Below are 14,920 nucleotides of genomic sequence, written 5' to 3'. Positions count from 1 at the left end.
TTAGATCACCTCGGCTGTACCGCCAGCAGCTTCAATCGCTTCTTTAGCAGAAGCAGAGAATTTATTGGCTTTTACAGTTAATTTTTTTTCTAATTTACCGTTGCCAAGAATTTTTACTCCTGCTTTTAACTTGCTTATTGCACCAGTCTCTAGAAGAAGTTCAGGAGTGACTTCCGTTCCTTCGTCAAAACTGTTTAATCTGTCTAAGTTGATTACCGCGTAATCTTTACGGTTGATGTTTGTAAAACCACGTTTTGGAAGGCGTTGGAATAAAGGCATTTGACCACCTTCGAATCCAGGGCGTACACCGCCGCCAGAACGAGCGTTTTGACCTTTATGACCTTTACCAGAAGTTTTACCGTTACCTGATCCAATACCACGACCAACACGGTTGCGTACTTTACGTGAACCTTCTGAAGGCTTCAATTCATGAAGTTTCATTTGGGCACCTCCTTATCGATTAAAAATGTTTTATTGTTCTTTAACAGAAACTAAATGAGACACCTTGTTAATCATGCCGCGGATCGCTGCATTGTCTTCATGTACGACTGTTTGGTTTGTTTTCTTTAGACCAAGAGTACGAACAGTGACACGCTGATCTTCTGGGCGACCGATTACACTGCGTTTGAGGGTAATTTCTAATTTATTTGCCATTATTGTTCCCTCCTTATCCTAACAGGTCTTCTACAGATTTTCCACGAAGCTTCGCTACATCTTCAGCACGTTTAAGTTCACTTAAACCTTGAAGTGTTGCGCGGATCATGTTGATCGGTGTATTAGAACCTAGAGATTTAGAAAGGATATCAGCTAGACCAGCAAGCTCAAGTACCGCACGCACTGGGCCTCCAGCGATAACTCCTGTACCTTCTGAAGCAGGCTTCAATAGAACGTTTCCTGCACCGAATCGACCGATGATTTCATGTGGAATTGTAGTTCCAACCATTGGTACTTCAATTAAATTCTTTTTCGCGTCTTCAACAGCTTTGCGGATCGCTTCTGGTACTTCTTGTGCTTTACCAGTACCGAATCCTACATGACCGTTTTTGTCACCGACAACAACTAAAGCTGCAAAACGGAAACGACGTCCACCTTTAACAACTTTCGCTACCCGGTTAACCGTAACTAAGCGTTCTTCTAACTCTAATTTGCTTGGGTCAATACGACTCATTCGGATGTGTCCCTCCTTCTTTTATTAAAATTTAAGTCCAGCCTCACGAGCAGCTTCAGCTAGAGCTTTTACACGTCCATGATATAAGTATCCTCCGCGGTCAAATACCACGTTAGAGATGCCTTTTTCAACAGCACGTTTTGCAACAAGTTCGCCAACTTTAGTAGCAGCTGCAGCGTCAGAACTATTCTCGATCTTTAACTCTTTATCAAGAGTAGAAGCACTTACAAGTGTTACACCGTTAACATCATCAATTACTTGAGCGTAGATGTTCTTGTTAGAACGGAAAACGTTAAGGCGAGGTCTTTCAGCAGTACCTGAAAGTTTCGCACGAACACGAGCGTGTCTTTTAAGACGAGTAGCGTTTTTGCTAGTTTTCGTAATCATCCGAGTCACTCCTTTCTTCACATTAAGCGATCTTACTTACCAGTTTTTCCTTCTTTACGGCGAACGAATTCACCTTCGTAACGAATTCCTTTACCTTTGTAAGGCTCTGGAGCACGGACAGCGCGGATGTTAGAAGCTAGAGCTCCTACACGCTCTTTATCGATACCTTTAACGATTACTTTCGTTTGAGATGGAACTTCTACTTCAACTCCAGCCTCAGGAACGATTTCAACTGGGTGAGAGTATCCAACGTTAAGAACAAGTTTGTTTCCAGATTTAGCTGCACGGTAACCGACACCGATTAGTTCTAAACCTCTTTCGAAACCTTTAGATACACCTTCAACCATGTTTGCAATTAAGCTACGTGTTGTACCATGTAATGCACGGTGTTCTTTATTTTCAGACGGACGGCTTACAGTTAAGACGTTGTCCTCAATTTTAATTTCCATATCAGGGTGAAATGCACGAGTTAGTTCACCTTTTGGTCCCTTTACTGTCACTGTGTTATCGTTGTTTGTCACAGTTACTCCTGAAGGGATCTCGATTAGCTTTTTACCTATACGAGACATACCAAGCACCTCCATTCATCTTAAACTTTTTTTACCATACGTAAGCAAGTACTTCTCCACCAGCTTGTTTAGCACGGGCTTCTTTGTCCGATAAAACACCTTGTGATGTAGAAATAATTGCGATTCCAAGTCCGTTAAGTACACGTGGTACTTCATTTGATTTCGCATATACGCGTAAACCAGGTTTACTGATTCTTTTAAGACCAGTGATAACACGTTCGTTGTTTTGGCCGTATTTAAGGAACAAACGGATAATTCCTTGTTTGCTGTCTTCGACGTACTCAACGTCACGGATAAAACCTTCACGCTTTAAGATTTCAGCAATTTCTCTTTTGATTTTTGAAGCCGGTACTTCTAGCTTCTCATGACGTACCATGTTCGCATTGCGAATACGAGTCAGCAAATCTGCAATCGGATCTGTCATAACCATTATTTAATAACCTCCTTCCCATTTATGGGGATTACCAGCTGGCTTTTTTAACGCCAGGAATTTGTCCTTTATATGCAAGTTCGCGGAAACAAATACGGCAAAGTTTAAACTTGCGAATTACTGAATGTGGACGTCCACAACGTTCGCAGCGCGTATACTCTTGAACTTTAAACTTTTGTTTGCGTTGTTGTTTCGCAATCATAGACTTTTTAGCCACGATTTCGCCTCCCTTTCATTGATTATTTCTGGAACGGCATACCTACTTGAGTTAATAACTCACGTGCTTCTTCGTCCGTGTTGGCAGTCGTAACGATAACGATATCCATACCGCGGACTTTTGTTACTTTATCGTAATCAATTTCTGGGAAGATTAACTGTTCTTTAATACCAAGCGTGTAGTTTCCACGACCGTCGAAAGATTTCTTAGAAATCCCGCGGAAGTCACGTACACGTGGTAAAGATACAGAAATAAGTTTATCAAGGAAATCGTACATGCGCTCTCCGCGAAGTGTTACTTTCGCACCGATTGGCATTCCTTCACGTAGACGGAATCCAGCAATAGACTTCTTCGCACGAGTAACGACAGGTTTTTGACCAGCGATAAACGTTAATTCTTCAACAGCAGTATCGATTGCTTTAGCGTTTTGAACGGCGTCACCAACACCCATGTTGATCACGATTTTTTCGATTTTTGGCACTTGCATTACTGATTTGTATTCAAACTTAGAAACTAATGCAGGTGTAATTTCTTTTACATACTTTTCTTTAAGGCGGTTCATGAGAAAGACCTCCCTTCCTTATTTACTATTTATCTAGAACTTGCCCAGATTTTTTCGCTACACGGACTTTCTTTCCGTCCTCAACTTTATATCCAATACGTGTCACTTCACCCGTTTTAGGATCAAGCGGCATTACGTTTGATACGTGGATCGGCGCTTCTTGTTCAGAAATTCCGCCTTGAGGGTTAGCTTGGGTTGGTTTAGAGTGTTTTTTCACAAGGTTAATACCTTCTACTAAAACACGGTCCTTTTTAGGGAAAGCAGCAAGGATGACACCTTGTTTACCTTTATCTTTACCAGAGATAACCACTACTTTATCGCCCTTTTTAACATGCATTTAATCGCACCTCCTTGAGTCGCGGATTGTATTCATTAAAGTACTTCTGGTGCTAAAGAAACAATTTTCATATAGTTATTTTCACGAAGTTCACGTGCTACTGGTCCGAAGATACGAGTTCCACGTGGGCTCTTGTCGTCACGGATGATGACACATGCATTTTCATCAAAACTGATGTAAGATCCATCGTTTCTGCGAGCTCCGCTCTTAGTACGAACGATAACTGCTTTCACAACTTCACCTTTTTTGACAACGCCTCCTGGTGTTGCTTGTTTAACCGTACAAACAATGACATCACCGATGTTAGCCGTTTTACGTCCAGAGCCACCAAGAACTTTAATCGTTAGTACTTCGCGTGCGCCAGAGTTGTCAGCTACTTTTAAACGAGTCTCCTGTTGAATCATTAATGTTACCTCCCTTCGGAAAAAGAAATCCGAACTTTATTAGATAATAACAGCTTCTTCGACAACTTCAACTAGACGAAAGCGTTTAGTCGCAGATAATGGACGAGTTTCCATGACCTTTACGATGTCTCCGATTTTTGCTTGGTTGTTTTCATCATGTGCTTTGAACTTTTTAGAGTATCTTACACGTTTGCCATAAAGTGAATGCTTTTTGTATGTTTCAACTACAACAGTGATGGTTTTATCCATTTTGTCAGAAACAACACGACCTTGATACACTTTACGTTGGTTACGTTCGCTCATGTTTGCGGGGCCTCCCCTCTAATTATTATTTATTAGCAGCGATTTCTCTTTGACGAATCACAGTTTTCATGCGTGCGATTGATTTACGCACTTCACGAATGCGAGCAGTGTTTTCAAGCTGCCCAGTCGCTAATTGGAAACGAAGATTGAAAAGTTCTTCTTTAAGAGACTTTACTTTTTGTTCAATTTCAGCAGTGGTAAGGTCACGAATTTCATTAGCTTTCATTTGATTCACCACCAATTTCTTCACGTTTTACGAACTTCGTTTTAATTGGCAATTTGTGAGATGCAAGACGAAGAGCTTCACGAGCAACTTCTTCAGACACACCAGAAATTTCAAATAAAACTTTGCCCGGTTTTACTACAGCTACCCAGCCTTCTGGAGCACCTTTACCGGAACCCATGCGGACCTCTAGAGGTTTAGCTGTGTATGGCTTAGAAGGGAAAATTTTGATCCAAACTTTACCGCCACGTTTCATGTAACGAGTCATAGCAATACGAGCAGCTTCGATTTGACGGTTAGTGATCCAAGAAGCTTCAAGAGCTTGGATACCGAACTCACCGAAATGTACTTCAGTACCGCCTTTTGCACGACCACGCATTTTTCCACGATGTTCTCTGCGATACTTCACGCGTTTTGGCAATAACATATTATTTTCCTCCTTCCGCAGTATTCTTCTTAGTTGGAAGGACTTCTCCACGATAGATCCATACTTTTACGCCAAGCTTACCATAAGTAGTATCAGCTTCAGCAGTAGCATAGTCGATGTCAGCACGAAGTGTGTGCAATGGAACAGTACCTTCACTGTAATATTCAGAACGAGCAATATCTGCACCGCCAAGACGACCAGAAACCATTGTTTTGATTCCTTGTGCTCCAGCACGCATTGTGCGTTGGATTGTTTGTTTTTGTGCACGACGGAATGAAATACGATTTTCAAGTTGACGAGCGATGTTTTCAGCAACTAGCTGAGCATCAAGATCTGCTCTCTTGATTTCAAGAATGTTGATGTGTACACGTTTGCCAGTTAGGCTGTTAAGAGCTTTACGAAGTGCTTCAACTTCAGATCCGCCTTTACCAATTACCATACCTGGTTTAGCCGTGTGGATTGTGATATTTACGCGGTTTGCAGCACGTTCGATTTCTACTTTAGAAACAGACGCGTCAGACAAACGCTTGCTGATGAATTCACGGATTTTCAAGTCTTCATGTAAGAAGTCAGCGTAATCTTTTCCTGCGAACCATTTAGATTCCCAATCACGAATGACGCCAATACGAAGACCTACTGGATTTACCTTTTGACCCACGGATTATCCCTCCTTCTTTTCTGATACAACGATTGTAATGTGGCTAGTACGTTTGTTAATTGCGCTCGCACGACCCATAGCACGTGGACGGAATCTCTTAAGTGTTGGACCTTCGTCAACGAATGCTTGAGTAATCACTAGGCTGTTAGCGTCCAACTCGTAGTTGTGCTCAGCATTTGCGATAGCAGATTTTAATACTTTTTCAATAATTGGTGAAGCAGCCTTAGGTGTAAGGTTTAAGATAGAAACTGCTTCTCCTACTTGCTTACCTCGGATCAGGTCCATTACTAGACGTGCTTTACGAGGAGCAATACGGACTGTTCTTGCGACAGCTTTAGCTTGCATTTAAAAGCCTCCTCTCATTAGCGTCTTGTTTTTTTATCGTCACTAGCATGACCTTTGTAAGTACGGCTTGGTGCGAATTCGCCCAATTTGTGACCTACCATATCTTCAGAAATGAAAACAGGTACATGTTTGCGTCCGTCATAGACAGCGATTGTGTGACCGATGAATTGTGGGAAAATTGTAGAACGACGAGACCAAGTTTTTACGACTTGCTTTTTGTCAGTTTCATTCAATTTCTCGACTTTAGCCATCAAATGATCATCAACAAATGGTCCTTTTTTTAAGCTGCGAGCCATTGTGGAACCTCCCTTCGTGATTGAACTACGGTCCTAAATGAACCGTAGACAACCCCGTTACTTGTTTTTACGACGACGTACAATGAATTTATCAGACTTGTTGGTTTTCTTACGAGTCTTGAATCCAAGAGTCGGTTTACCCCATGGAGACATTGGTGATTTACGTCCGATTGGAGCGCGTCCTTCACCACCGCCGTGTGGGTGATCGTTAGGGTTCATTACAGAACCACGAACTGTTGGGCGTACGCCTTTCCAGCGAGAACGTCCAGCTTTACCGATGTTGATTAGTTCGTGTTGTTCGTTTCCAACTTGACCGATAGTCGCACGGCAAGCAGAAAGGATCATGCGTACTTCACCAGAGTTCAAACGTACAAGAACGTATTTACCTTCTTTACCTAGAACTTGAGCAGAAGTACCAGCAGAACGAACTAATTGTCCACCTTTACCTGGTTTTAATTCAATGTTATGCACAACTGTACCAACTGGGATGTTGATAAGTGGAAGAGCATTACCTGGTTTGATGTCAGCTTCTGGTCCAGAAGTAACTTCAGTACCAACTTGGATTCCTTTCGGAGCAAGAATGTAACGTTTCTCACCATCTGCATAGTTTACAAGAGCGATGTTCGCTGAACGGTTTGGATCATACTCGATTGTAGCAACGCGTCCAGGTATACCGTCTTTATCACGCTTAAAGTCGATGATACGGTATTGACGTTTGTGACCGCCACCTTGATGACGAACAGTCAATCTACCTTGGTTGTTACGTCCGCCTTTTCTGTGAAGCGGTGCAAGCAACGATTTTTCTGGTTTGTCAGTCGTGATTTCAGCAAAATCTGAAGTAGTCATGCCACGACGACCATTACTGGTTGGTTTATACTTTTTAATCGCCATTTTGAATTTCCCTCCTTCTTTTTAAGATTTACGCTTCAAAAATTTCGATTTCTTTGCTGTCAGCAGTTAATTTCACGATCGCTTTTCTGCGACGGCTAGTCATACCAGTGTAGCGTCCAACGCGTTTTGATTTACCTTTGTAGTTTTGAACGTTGACTTTCTCAACTTTCACTCCAAAGATTTCTTCAACAGCGTCTTTCACTTCTGTCTTGTTAGCTCTGACATCAACTTCGAACGTATACTTCTTCTCTGTCATTAGATCAGCAGAACGTTCAGTAATGATAGGGCGCTTTAGAACATCACGAGGATCTTTCATTATGCAAGTCCCTCCTCTACTTTTTCAACCGCTGCTTTAGTGATCAGAAGTTTGTCGTGGTTGACAACGTCAAGAACGTTGATACCGTTAGCTTCAACAACTGTTACTCCAGGGATGTTACGAGCAGATAAAGCAACTGTTTCGTTTGCATCCGCAGTGACGATCAACGCTTTCTTCTCAACAGATAACCCTTTAAGGATGCCTGCGAATTCTTTCGTTTTCACTGCATCAAGAGTAAGATCTTCAAGAACGATGATGTTGTTGTCGATTACTTTAGAAGACAATACTGACTTGATAGCCAAGCGGCGAACTTTTTTAGGTAATTTATAAGAATAGCTGCGTGGTGTTGGACCGAATACGATACCGCCTCCGCGCCATTGTGGTGAACGGATAGAACCTTGACGAGCACGACCTGTACCCTTCTGTCTCCAAGGTTTACGACCTCCGCCACGTACTTCAGAACGAGTTTTTACTTTGTGAGTTCCTTGACGTAAGGAAGCTCTTTGCATAAGAATAGCATCGAATACTACGCTTTCGTTTGGCTCAATTCCAAACACAGAAGCGTTTAATTCGATTTCACCGTTAGTAGAACCGTTTTGGTTAAATAATGCTACTTTTGGCATGACTTGTTTCCTCCTTTCCTAAGAGAGTTATTTAGTTTTAACTGCACTCTTTACAGTTACTAGAGATTTTTTAGCTCCTGGTACGTTACCTTTGATCAAAAGAAGATTGCGTTCTGCATCAACTTTAACGATCTCAAGATTTTGGACAGTGATTTGCTCTCCGCCCATACGTCCTGGAAGAAGTTTACCTTTGAATACTCGGTTTGGATCAACAGGTCCCATTGAACCAGGACGACGGTGGTAACGTGAACCGTGAGTCATTGGTCCGCGTGATTGTCCGTGGCGTTTGATAGCCCCTTGGAATCCTTTACCTTTTGATGTTCCTGTTACATCTACGATATCTCCATTTGCGAAAATATCAACTTTGACTTCCTGACCAACTTCATACGCATCTAACTCCACACCGCGTAATTCTTTTACGAAGCGCTTAGGAGCAGTTTCCGCTTTAGCAACGTGGCCTTTCTCTGGTTTGTTAGAAAGCTTCTCACGTTTGTCGTCAAAACCGATTTGGATTGCTTCATAGCCATCCGTGTCAGTAGTCTTCTTCTGAAGAACAACGTTAGCAGCAGCCTCAACAACAGTTACAGGGATAAGATCACCGTTTTCTGCGAATACTTGCGTCATACCAATTTTTCTACCTAAGATTCCTTTGGTCATTCGTCACACCTCCTATAATATGTGTTTTCTATTTGAATTAAAGTTTGATTTCGATATCTACACCGGATGGTAAATCTAAACGCATAAGTGCATCAACTGTTTGCGGAGTTGGATTCACGATGTCGATTAGACGTTTGTGAGTACGCATCTCGAATTGCTCACGAGAATCTTTGTACTTATGCACCGCACGAAGGATTGTGTATACTGATTTTTCAGTTGGAAGCGGAATTGGACCAGATACACTAGCACCAGAACGCTTAGCCGTTTCAACAATCTTCTCAGCAGATTGATCAAGAATTCTATGATCATATGCTTTTAAACGAATACGAATTTTTTGTTTTGCCATTATTTTCCCTCCTTTTCGCCTACTTACGTTAGACAGTTCTCCGTGAGAAAAACCTGATCACCTTGCCATGGCAAAGCGGCCGGGTGTGTCAGCAACCTCTCACTTCATCGCAGTCAAAGACCAACATGCACTATTGTACCAAATTGGCCTGCGTGTTGCAATAATAAATCGGATAAATTTATGATTTGCACACTTTTCATATTATACAGGGGTTCAGCCTATAAATCAAGCTTTCCCTGAAGATGATGTGTAGCTGTCTTCCTGACGATACGAATAAATTCTTCTGGTTCTTCAATATGCGGAGAATGTGCAGATTCATTAAAAGTAAACCATTCTTTTATTGGTGCTGTAAGTTGATCAACATATGGTTTTGATACAGCAGCTGGTGTAATCATGTCATGTTCCCCAATGATAAAGTAGCAAGGTATTAATATAGAAGAAACTCGGTATTGAATGCTTTCGTTCATCAGCTCATCCCACAGCATATCTTGGCTATACTTCTGTCCCATAAGGAATTTCCACTTATCTTTTAGCTGATAATGCTTACTAACGAGAAATGCATACAGCATTTGAAAAATGGGCTTCCACCTATGCGTGAGCCCTACTTTTGCGAACTCTTTATATAGTGAGAATAAAGCATGAGCAGAGGTGCGTTTCCAAGGGGGTGGTGTCAGCAATCTTAGACATCTAGTGAAGAAGTGCTTGCCTTGATATTTTTTTAGAAGAAGTTCGTACGATACAATATCCTCTTTTAATACATCAACCACCTGACTAATTCCATAATAGGCATGATACAAATCTGGGCGTTTATGTACAGCTTGTATGGCGATTAATGATCCCCATGAATAACCTGCAATGTATATTTTCGCTTGATCAGTATAGGAAAGTAGTTTTTCTGTAAGCTCAATCGTATCCTCTACGAATTGCCTAATGGTCATAGAAGACTCAGGAATGTTTTTTTGATAAGACAGTCCTGCACCGCGCTGGTCCCAATGGACAACAGTGAAGTCTTGATCAAGTTCCTTATGAAAGGAATCGATATAACTCATTTGAGCTGAGCCTGGGCCACCGTGTAAAAATAATAAAACAGGTTTTGTTTTTTTCGCTTGATCTTCTTTTATCATAATCCATTGATCAAGCCCGCCAATCAGCCACTTTTTCAACATTGTCTTCGCCATTCCAGTGATCCTCTCGGTTCCATTTAGATTCTATAGCTTATAGTAGCCGTTATGCACTGGAAAAGCAAAAAAAGAGACCCTTTTGCAAGGAGTCTCTTTTAACAGTTATTACTTAATGATAGTAGAAACGACACCAGAACCTACAGTACGTCCACCCTCACGGATAGAGAAACGAGTTCCTTCTTCGATAGCGATAGTAGAGATAAGTTCAACTTCCATCTCAGTGTTATCGCCAGGCATTACCATTTCAGTACCTTCTGGAAGATGTACGATACCAGTTACGTCAGTTGTACGGAAGTAGAACTGCGGACGGTAGTTAGTGAAGAATGGAGTATGACGTCCACCCTCTTCTTTAGAAAGTACATAAACTTCAGCTTTGAAACGGCTATGTGGAGTGATTGTACCTGGTTTAGCAAGTACTTGACCACGTTGGATATCTTCACGAGATACACCACGAAGTAGTGCACCGATGTTGTCACCAGCTTCAGCATAGTCAAGAAGTTTACGGAACATTTCAACACCTGTAACAGTTGTTTTACCGTTTTCTTCTTGAAGACCGATGATTTCAACTTCATCACCGACTTTAACTTGTCCACGCTCAACACGACCAGTAGCAACTGTTCCACGACCAGTGATTGAGAATACGTCCTCAACTGGCATCATGAATGGCTTCTCAGTGTCACGCTCTGGAGTTGGGATGTACTCATCAACCGCATCCATAAGTTCGAAGATTTTTGCTTCGTAATCAGCATCACCTTCAAGAGCTTTAAGAGCAGAACCTTTGATAACTGGTACATCGTCACCAGGGAAGTCATAGTCAGAAAGAAGGTCACGAACTTCCATTTCAACAAGTTCAAGTAACTCTTCATCGTCAACCATGTCACATTTGTTAAGGAATACTACGATGTAAGGAACACCTACGTTACGAGAAAGTAGGATGTGCTCACGTGTTTGTGGCATTGGACCATCAGCAGCAGATACTACTAAGATCGCGCCGTCCATTTGAGCAGCACCAGTGATCATGTTTTTAACATAGTCAGCGTGTCCTGGGCAGTCTACGTGTGCATAGTGACGAGTTTCAGTTTCATACTCAACGTGTGCAGTTGAGATTGTGATTCCACGCTCGCGCTCTTCTGGAGCACCATCGATTTGGTCATAAGCCATAGCTGTACCTTTACCAGATTTCTTATGAAGAACTGTTGAGATAGCAGCAGTTAGAGTTGTTTTACCATGGTCAACGTGTCCAATTGTACCAATGTTAGCATGCGATTTGGAACGGTCGAATTTTTCTTTAGCCATTCTAAAAATCCTCCTTAAAGGTTCATTGTATTTGGTATGAGTGATAGAAAGTGAAGAGTTACCTCCCACTTTCTGATCTTCAATAGTAGTTATACTTTAGTTTAAAGGCAAAATCAATTATTCACCTTTATTTTTTTTGATGATTTCTTCACTGATGCTCTTAGGCACTTCTTCGTAGTGATCCATGTGCATAGTGAAAGTACCGCGTCCTTGTGTGTTAGAACGGAGTGCAGTTGCATATCCGAACATTTCAGAAAGTGGGACCATAGCGCGAACAACTTGAGCGTTACCGCGAGCTTCCATACCTTCTACACGTCCACGACGAGATGTGATATCACCCATGATGTCTCCCATGTATTCTTCTGGGATAACGACTTCTACTTTCATCATTGGCTCAAGTAGAACTGGGTTACATTTGCTGACAGCATTTTTCAATGCCATAGATGCAGCAATTTTAAACGCCATTTCGTTAGAGTCAACATCGTGGTAAGATCCATCGAATAATTTTGCTTTGATGTCGATTAATGGGAATCCAGCTAATACACCATTTTCTAGTGAATCTTCAAGACCTGCTTGAATTGCTGGAATGTATTCACGTGGAACAACCCCACCGACGATTGCATTTGTGAATTCGAAGCCTGCACCTTCTTCGTTTGGTTCGAATTCGATCCAAACGTGTCCGAACTGACCGCGTCCACCAGACTGACGTACGAATTTACCTTCAACTTTTGCACTAGAACGGAATGTTTCACGGTACGCAACTTGAGGAGCTCCTACGTTAGCTTCAACCTTGAACTCACGCTTCATACGGTCAACAATAATATCAAGGTGAAGCTCACCCATACCAGAGATGATCGTTTGACCAGTTTCAGTGTTTGTTTGTGTACGGAATGTTGGATCCTCTTCAGCTAGTTTAGCTAAAGCGATACCCATTTTATCTTGGTCAGCCTTAGATTTAGGCTCGATAGCTACATCGATAACTGGCTCTGGGAATTCCATAGACTCAAGGATAACAAGATTTTTCTCGTCACAAAGAGTATCACCAGTAGATGTATCTTTAAGACCAACAGCTGCTGCGATATCCCCTGCATATACAGTAGAGATTTCTTCACGGCTGTTTGCGTGCATTTGTAGGATACGTCCAACACGCTCACGCTTGTTCTTAGAAGAGTTCTTCACGTAAGAACCAGAATCAAGTGTTCCAGAGTATACGCGGAAGAAAGTTAGTTTCCCAACATAAGGGTCAGTCATAACTTTAAATGCAAGAGCTGCGAATGGTGCGTCATCAGTAGACTCACGTACAACCTCTTCATTTGTATCTGGCAATGTACCTTTGATTGCAGCAACATCAGTTGGTGCAGGAAGGTAGTCAAGCACAGCGTCAAGTACAAGCTGAACACCTTTGTTTTTGAAAGCAGAACCAACAAGAACTGGGTAGAATTCAACATTCAAAGTTCCTTTACGGATTGCAGCTTTCAATTCAGGAATTGTGATTTCTTCACCCTCAAGGTATTTTTCCATAAGCTCTTCATCAAGCTCAGCGACAGCTTCAATTAAGCTGCTGCGAAGCTCTTCAGCTTTGTCTTTATACTCAGCAGGGATTTCTTGTGCATCAGAGCGAGTTCCAAGGTCATCTTCGTAGAAGTATGCTACGTTTTCTACAAGGTCGATGATTCCTTCGAATTGATCTTCAGCGCCGATCGGCAATTGAATTGCATGAGCGTTCGCTTGAAGACGATCTCTTAATGTGCTTACAGAGTAAAGGAAGTCCGCACCGGTTTTATCCATTTTGTTAACGAATACGATACGAGGTACTCCGTAAGTTGTTGCTTGGCGCCAAACTGTTTCAGTTTGAGGCTCTACACCTGATTGTGCATCAAGAACAGCAACCGCACCATCAAGTACACGTAAAGAACGTTCAACTTCAACAGTGAAGTCTACGTGTCCTGGTGTATCAATGATGTTTACACGGTAACCTTTCCATTGTGCTGTAGTAGCAGCAGAAGTGATTGTAATACCACGTTCTTGCTCCTGCTCCATCCAGTCCATTTGTGAAGCTCCTTCGTGAGTTTCACCAATTTTATGGATACGACCAGTGTAGTACAAGATACGCTCAGTCGTTGTCGTTTTACCGGCATCGATGTGAGCCATGATACCAATATTACGAGTTTTGTCTAAGGAGAACTCTCTTGCCATTGGGTAATTTCTCCTTCCTTATTAGGGAATAGTTTTTTTAGTTTGGTATAAATCCTACCAGCGGTAGTGAGCGAATGCTTTGTTCGCTTCTGCCATTTTGTGTGTATCTTCACGTTTCTTAACAGCAGCACCAGTGTTGTTAGCTGCGTCAAGGATTTCGTTAGCAAGACGCTCTTCCATCGTTTTTTCTCCACGAAGACGAGCGTAGTTTACTAACCAGCGAAGACCTAAAGTCGTACGACGGTCTGGGCGAACTTCTACAGGAACTTGATAGTTAGCTCCACCTACACGACGTGCTTTAACTTCAAGAACTGGCATGATGTTTTTCAAGGCTTGTTCGAAAACCTCCATCGCTTCATTACCAGTACGTTCTTTGATGATATCAAATGACTTGTAGAGAATAGTTTGTGACTTTCCTCTTTTACCGTCGATCATCATTTTGTTGATCAAACGAGATACAAGTTTAGAATTGTAAATTGGATCTGGCAAAACGTCTCTTTTTGCTACAGGACCTTTACGTGGCATCTGAATAGCCTCCCTTCTCTTTTAAAAGGATTTCTATCTGTCTTTCATCTCAATTTCATTGTCAGCTGCCTGACTCCACTGATCTGAACTCAACTTCTAAAAACCCTTATGTTTGTTTATATTATTTGCTTTGTTTAGGGCGTTTTGTTCCGTATTTAGAACGTCCTTGCATACGACCGTCAACTCCGGCAGTATCAAGCGCACCACGAACGATGTGGTAACGTACACCCGGTAAGTCTTTTACACGTCCGCCACGGATAAGTACTACACTGTGCTCTTGTAGGTTATGTCCGATACCAGGAATGTAAGCTGTTACCTCAATCAGGTTAGACAAACGTACACGAGCATATTTACGTAGTGCTGAGTTTGGTTTTTTCGGTGTCATTGTACCGACACGAGTACAAACCCCGCGCTTCTGTGGAGATGTTACGTTAGTGTGCTCTTTTTTGAAACTGTTGTATCCTTTGTTAAGTGCAGGAGACTTTGAGTTTTCAACTTTACTCACGCGTCCTTTGCGTATTAGCTGATTAATTGTAGGCATGTTGTTATTCCTCCCTTCATTA

26 protein-coding genes are annotated in these 14,920 nt (G+C 42.0%); all 26 read right to left on the bottom strand.

The genetic code is table 11. The features are described 5' to 3' along the window. The 26 genes from rplO to rpsL all read right to left on the bottom strand — a co-directional run bounded on the left by rplO (position 1) and on the right by rpsL (position 14,898). The gene (gene rplO / locus ABG082_RS00830) at positions 1 to 441 is read right to left on the bottom strand and encodes a 50S ribosomal protein L15 (RefSeq protein ID WP_003216888.1); all 441 of its coding nucleotides are present in this window, start codon (positions 439 to 441) and stop codon (positions 1 to 3) included. A 30-nt stretch (positions 442 to 471) separates the two neighbouring features. Next, positions 472 to 654 (bottom strand): 50S ribosomal protein L30, encoded by a 183-nt coding sequence (gene rpmD / locus ABG082_RS00825; protein WP_003217067.1) that lies wholly within the window; start codon positions 652 to 654, stop codon positions 472 to 474. Positions 655 to 667: 13 nt separating this feature from the next. Further along, positions 668 to 1,168: a 30S ribosomal protein S5 gene (rpsE, locus tag ABG082_RS00820; protein WP_007496332.1), complete on the bottom strand. Its 501-nt coding sequence runs from the start codon at positions 1,166 to 1,168 to the stop codon at positions 668 to 670. A gap of 24 nt (positions 1,169 to 1,192) precedes the next feature. Continuing rightward, a complete protein-coding gene (gene rplR / locus ABG082_RS00815) occupies positions 1,193 to 1,555 on the bottom strand; it encodes a 50S ribosomal protein L18 (protein ID WP_003216951.1) in 363 nt (120 codons plus the stop codon). Between the two features lie 32 nt (positions 1,556 to 1,587). Next, complete coding sequence (gene rplF, locus ABG082_RS00810; RefSeq protein WP_008345395.1) at positions 1,588 to 2,124, bottom strand: 50S ribosomal protein L6; 537 nt, start codon at positions 2,122 to 2,124, stop codon at positions 1,588 to 1,590. Between the two features lie 31 nt (positions 2,125 to 2,155). Beyond that, on the bottom strand, positions 2,156 to 2,554 hold the full coding sequence (gene rpsH, locus ABG082_RS00805) for a 30S ribosomal protein S8 (protein WP_007496327.1): 399 nt from the start codon (positions 2,552 to 2,554) through the stop codon (positions 2,156 to 2,158). 31 nt (positions 2,555 to 2,585) lie between these two features. Next, complete coding sequence (rpsN, locus tag ABG082_RS00800; RefSeq protein ID WP_008356542.1) at positions 2,586 to 2,771, bottom strand: 30S ribosomal protein S14; 186 nt, start codon at positions 2,769 to 2,771, stop codon at positions 2,586 to 2,588. A gap of 22 nt (positions 2,772 to 2,793) precedes the next feature. After that, entirely contained in the window at positions 2,794 to 3,333 is a 540-nt protein-coding gene (rplE, locus tag ABG082_RS00795) for a 50S ribosomal protein L5 (protein ID WP_003217159.1), read from the bottom strand. A gap of 25 nt (positions 3,334 to 3,358) precedes the next feature. Beyond that, complete coding sequence (rplX, locus tag ABG082_RS00790; RefSeq protein ID WP_007496325.1) at positions 3,359 to 3,670, bottom strand: 50S ribosomal protein L24; 312 nt, start codon at positions 3,668 to 3,670, stop codon at positions 3,359 to 3,361. 35 nt (positions 3,671 to 3,705) lie between these two features. After that, on the bottom strand, positions 3,706 to 4,074 hold the full coding sequence (gene rplN / locus ABG082_RS00785; RefSeq protein ID WP_003216882.1) for a 50S ribosomal protein L14: 369 nt from the start codon (positions 4,072 to 4,074) through the stop codon (positions 3,706 to 3,708). Between the two features lie 39 nt (positions 4,075 to 4,113). Beyond that, a complete protein-coding gene (gene rpsQ, locus ABG082_RS00780; RefSeq protein WP_003216906.1) occupies positions 4,114 to 4,377 on the bottom strand; it encodes a 30S ribosomal protein S17 in 264 nt (87 codons plus the stop codon). A gap of 25 nt (positions 4,378 to 4,402) precedes the next feature. Beyond that, positions 4,403 to 4,603 (bottom strand): 50S ribosomal protein L29, encoded by a 201-nt coding sequence (rpmC, locus tag ABG082_RS00775; protein WP_003217155.1) that lies wholly within the window; start codon positions 4,601 to 4,603, stop codon positions 4,403 to 4,405. Then, positions 4,593 to 5,027, bottom strand: coding sequence for a 50S ribosomal protein L16 (rplP, locus tag ABG082_RS00770; protein WP_003225801.1), 435 nt, complete (start codon positions 5,025 to 5,027; stop codon positions 4,593 to 4,595). The genes rpmC and rplP overlap by 11 nt, the downstream gene beginning before the upstream one ends. A 1-nt stretch (position 5,028) precedes the next feature. Continuing rightward, positions 5,029 to 5,685: a 30S ribosomal protein S3 gene (gene rpsC, locus ABG082_RS00765; protein WP_003217241.1), complete on the bottom strand. Its 657-nt coding sequence runs from the start codon at positions 5,683 to 5,685 to the stop codon at positions 5,029 to 5,031. A 3-nt stretch (positions 5,686 to 5,688) separates the two neighbouring features. After that, entirely contained in the window at positions 5,689 to 6,030 is a 342-nt protein-coding gene (rplV, locus tag ABG082_RS00760; protein ID WP_007496316.1) for a 50S ribosomal protein L22, read from the bottom strand. A 17-nt stretch (positions 6,031 to 6,047) separates the two neighbouring features. Next, entirely contained in the window at positions 6,048 to 6,326 is a 279-nt protein-coding gene (gene rpsS / locus ABG082_RS00755) for a 30S ribosomal protein S19 (RefSeq protein WP_003216920.1), read from the bottom strand. A 57-nt stretch (positions 6,327 to 6,383) separates the two neighbouring features. Then, positions 6,384 to 7,217: a 50S ribosomal protein L2 gene (rplB, locus tag ABG082_RS00750; protein WP_007496314.1), complete on the bottom strand. Its 834-nt coding sequence runs from the start codon at positions 7,215 to 7,217 to the stop codon at positions 6,384 to 6,386. A gap of 28 nt (positions 7,218 to 7,245) precedes the next feature. Beyond that, positions 7,246 to 7,533: a 50S ribosomal protein L23 gene (gene rplW / locus ABG082_RS00745; RefSeq protein WP_003217016.1), complete on the bottom strand. Its 288-nt coding sequence runs from the start codon at positions 7,531 to 7,533 to the stop codon at positions 7,246 to 7,248. After that, the gene (gene rplD / locus ABG082_RS00740) at positions 7,533 to 8,156 is read right to left on the bottom strand and encodes a 50S ribosomal protein L4 (RefSeq protein WP_007496312.1); all 624 of its coding nucleotides are present in this window, start codon (positions 8,154 to 8,156) and stop codon (positions 7,533 to 7,535) included. Before rplD ends, rplW begins: the two co-directional genes overlap by 1 nt. A 27-nt stretch (positions 8,157 to 8,183) precedes the next feature. After that, complete coding sequence (gene rplC, locus ABG082_RS00735; protein ID WP_007496311.1) at positions 8,184 to 8,813, bottom strand: 50S ribosomal protein L3; 630 nt, start codon at positions 8,811 to 8,813, stop codon at positions 8,184 to 8,186. A 37-nt stretch (positions 8,814 to 8,850) separates the two neighbouring features. Continuing rightward, on the bottom strand, positions 8,851 to 9,159 hold the full coding sequence (gene rpsJ / locus ABG082_RS00730; RefSeq protein WP_003156464.1) for a 30S ribosomal protein S10: 309 nt from the start codon (positions 9,157 to 9,159) through the stop codon (positions 8,851 to 8,853). Positions 9,160 to 9,377: 218 nt separating this feature from the next. Further along, positions 9,378 to 10,337 carry an alpha/beta hydrolase gene (locus ABG082_RS00725; RefSeq protein WP_281215966.1) on the bottom strand — a complete coding sequence of 320 codons (960 nt, stop codon included), beginning with the start codon at positions 10,335 to 10,337 and terminating at the stop codon, positions 9,378 to 9,380. A gap of 108 nt (positions 10,338 to 10,445) precedes the next feature. After that, positions 10,446 to 11,636 carry an elongation factor Tu gene (tuf, locus tag ABG082_RS00720; protein WP_007496302.1) on the bottom strand — a complete coding sequence of 397 codons (1,191 nt, stop codon included), beginning with the start codon at positions 11,634 to 11,636 and terminating at the stop codon, positions 10,446 to 10,448. Positions 11,637 to 11,753: 117 nt separating this feature from the next. Continuing rightward, a complete protein-coding gene (gene fusA / locus ABG082_RS00715) occupies positions 11,754 to 13,832 on the bottom strand; it encodes an elongation factor G (RefSeq protein ID WP_007496301.1) in 2,079 nt (692 codons plus the stop codon). Between the two features lie 54 nt (positions 13,833 to 13,886). After that, positions 13,887 to 14,357, bottom strand: a complete 471-nt coding sequence (gene rpsG, locus ABG082_RS00710; RefSeq protein ID WP_003216884.1) for a 30S ribosomal protein S7 — start codon at positions 14,355 to 14,357, stop codon at positions 13,887 to 13,889. 121 nt (positions 14,358 to 14,478) lie between these two features. After that, positions 14,479 to 14,898 (bottom strand): 30S ribosomal protein S12, encoded by a 420-nt coding sequence (rpsL, locus tag ABG082_RS00705; protein WP_003216962.1) that lies wholly within the window; start codon positions 14,896 to 14,898, stop codon positions 14,479 to 14,481. Between the last annotated feature and the right edge of the window lie 22 nt (positions 14,899 to 14,920).

Source organism: Bacillus sp. BS1807G30, assembly GCF_040047675.1.
Lineage (GTDB): Bacteria > Bacillota > Bacilli > Bacillales > Bacillaceae > Bacillus > Bacillus altitudinis.
Note: the sequence above shows the minus strand (reverse complement) of the source record. Positions and strands in the feature narration are given on the sequence as shown.

What these genes read in the sequence shown, in the direction of transcription:
- rpsG (WP_003216884.1), bottom strand. Translation starts at nt 14,357, where the DNA reads ATGCCACGTAAAGGTCCTGTAGCAAAAAGAGACGTTTTGCCAGATCCA.
- rplO (WP_003216888.1), bottom strand. Translation starts at nt 441, where the DNA reads ATGAAACTTCATGAATTGAAGCCTTCAGAAGGTTCACGTAAAGTACGC.
- rplF (WP_008345395.1), bottom strand. Translation starts at nt 2,124, where the DNA reads ATGTCTCGTATAGGTAAAAAGCTAATCGAGATCCCTTCAGGAGTAACT.
- rplV (WP_007496316.1), bottom strand. Translation starts at nt 6,030, where the DNA reads ATGCAAGCTAAAGCTGTCGCAAGAACAGTCCGTATTGCTCCTCGTAAA.
- rplE (WP_003217159.1), bottom strand. Translation starts at nt 3,333, where the DNA reads ATGAACCGCCTTAAAGAAAAGTATGTAAAAGAAATTACACCTGCATTA.
- rplX (WP_007496325.1), bottom strand. Translation starts at nt 3,670, where the DNA reads ATGCATGTTAAAAAGGGCGATAAAGTAGTGGTTATCTCTGGTAAAGAT.
- tuf (WP_007496302.1), bottom strand. Translation starts at nt 11,636, where the DNA reads ATGGCTAAAGAAAAATTCGACCGTTCCAAATCGCATGCTAACATTGGT.
- rplR (WP_003216951.1), bottom strand. Translation starts at nt 1,555, where the DNA reads ATGATTACGAAAACTAGCAAAAACGCTACTCGTCTTAAAAGACACGCT.
- rplP (WP_003225801.1), bottom strand. Translation starts at nt 5,027, where the DNA reads ATGTTATTGCCAAAACGCGTGAAGTATCGCAGAGAACATCGTGGAAAA.
- ABG082_RS00725 (WP_281215966.1), bottom strand. Translation starts at nt 10,337, where the DNA reads ATGGCGAAGACAATGTTGAAAAAGTGGCTGATTGGCGGGCTTGATCAA.
- rpmD (WP_003217067.1), bottom strand. Translation starts at nt 654, where the DNA reads ATGGCAAATAAATTAGAAATTACCCTCAAACGCAGTGTAATCGGTCGC.
- rplB (WP_007496314.1), bottom strand. Translation starts at nt 7,217, where the DNA reads ATGGCGATTAAAAAGTATAAACCAACCAGTAATGGTCGTCGTGGCATG.
- rplN (WP_003216882.1), bottom strand. Translation starts at nt 4,074, where the DNA reads ATGATTCAACAGGAGACTCGTTTAAAAGTAGCTGACAACTCTGGCGCA.
- rplD (WP_007496312.1), bottom strand. Translation starts at nt 8,156, where the DNA reads ATGCCAAAAGTAGCATTATTTAACCAAAACGGTTCTACTAACGGTGAA.
- rpsL (WP_003216962.1), bottom strand. Translation starts at nt 14,898, where the DNA reads ATGCCTACAATTAATCAGCTAATACGCAAAGGACGCGTGAGTAAAGTT.
- rpmC (WP_003217155.1), bottom strand. Translation starts at nt 4,603, where the DNA reads ATGAAAGCTAATGAAATTCGTGACCTTACCACTGCTGAAATTGAACAA.
- rpsS (WP_003216920.1), bottom strand. Translation starts at nt 6,326, where the DNA reads ATGGCTCGCAGCTTAAAAAAAGGACCATTTGTTGATGATCATTTGATG.
- rplW (WP_003217016.1), bottom strand. Translation starts at nt 7,533, where the DNA reads ATGAAAGATCCTCGTGATGTTCTAAAGCGCCCTATCATTACTGAACGT.
- rpsH (WP_007496327.1), bottom strand. Translation starts at nt 2,554, where the DNA reads ATGGTTATGACAGATCCGATTGCAGATTTGCTGACTCGTATTCGCAAT.
- rpsJ (WP_003156464.1), bottom strand. Translation starts at nt 9,159, where the DNA reads ATGGCAAAACAAAAAATTCGTATTCGTTTAAAAGCATATGATCATAGA.
- rplC (WP_007496311.1), bottom strand. Translation starts at nt 8,813, where the DNA reads ATGACCAAAGGAATCTTAGGTAGAAAAATTGGTATGACGCAAGTATTC.
- fusA (WP_007496301.1), bottom strand. Translation starts at nt 13,832, where the DNA reads ATGGCAAGAGAGTTCTCCTTAGACAAAACTCGTAATATTGGTATCATG.
- rpsQ (WP_003216906.1), bottom strand. Translation starts at nt 4,377, where the DNA reads ATGAGCGAACGTAACCAACGTAAAGTGTATCAAGGTCGTGTTGTTTCT.
- rpsE (WP_007496332.1), bottom strand. Translation starts at nt 1,168, where the DNA reads ATGAGTCGTATTGACCCAAGCAAATTAGAGTTAGAAGAACGCTTAGTT.